Annotated in this window: 1 protein-coding gene and 1 pseudogene; both read right to left on the reverse strand. The window is 41.1% G+C overall.

Annotation, left to right across the window (positions count from 1 at the left end; genetic code table 11):
• Window positions 1-206: pseudogene (locus tag RMZ43_RS35945) on the reverse strand (hypothetical protein); the annotation flags it as partial.
• A 57-nt stretch (window positions 207-263) separates the two neighbouring features.
• Window positions 264-827 (reverse strand): phosphopantetheine-binding protein (locus RMZ43_RS35950; RefSeq protein ID WP_428851020.1); only part of this gene is annotated, 564 nt, incomplete at its 5' end.

The raw sequence follows: 827 nt of genomic DNA on the forward strand, positions 1-827 counted from the left end.
ATTGCACCGGGAATATTATAGAAGGGATTGCCTGGTTCTAACTGAGCCAGGAACCATAGCCGTTGTTGAGCAAAAGAGAGTTGACAGGTATCTACTTTTCTTTTGGGAATGATTTGGGTTTTTTGAGAGTTTATACCCTTTTTCTGGAGTAGTAGTTTAAAAAACTCTTGTTTCTTGGATGAGAAATTACCTGTGTCTGTAGACATATTCATGGTTGGAAATTGCTAACAATTCTTGGGTTGGGGTGAGTGTAATTTTTGTACTTAGTTGACTTCTGTTGAAAGCATTGTTTGTACTTCCTCCAAGGAGATTTTTTCCACTTCCTGCCAAGTTTGTGCAATCTCTTCAACCACTTGACGATCGCCCCAGATTTTTGCGATCGCATCAATCAAACCTACTACTGTGGGTGATTCAAATAAATTACGTATAGGTAACTCTACTTGGAAGACTTGTCGCAATCGGGAAGTTACTTGAGTAACCATCAGGGAATGACCACCTAACTCAAAGAAGTTATCGTGGATACCTATCTCATTTAAACCCAGAACTTGTCCCCAAATTCCTGCTATTACTTCCTCTGCCGCAGTCTGAGGTGCTACAAAGGTTCCTTTTAATTTGGATGGTTCCAGATTCGGTGCTGGTAATGCCCGGCGGTCTACCTTACCGTTAGGTGTCAAGGGTAATGCCTCTAGCATCACAAAAGCTGCTGGCACCATGTAATTTGGTAGCTGTGTTTTTAAGAAATCCAGCAGTTCATTTGTAAAATTCGTTTGATCTTTCTTAGGAACAAGATAAGCAAGCAAACGCTTAGAACCACCCACATCCTCACT

Origin of the sequence: Nostoc sp. CmiVER01, assembly GCF_034531135.2 — a bacterium.
Taxonomy (GTDB): Bacteria; Cyanobacteriota; Cyanobacteriia; order Cyanobacteriales; family Nostocaceae; genus Nostoc.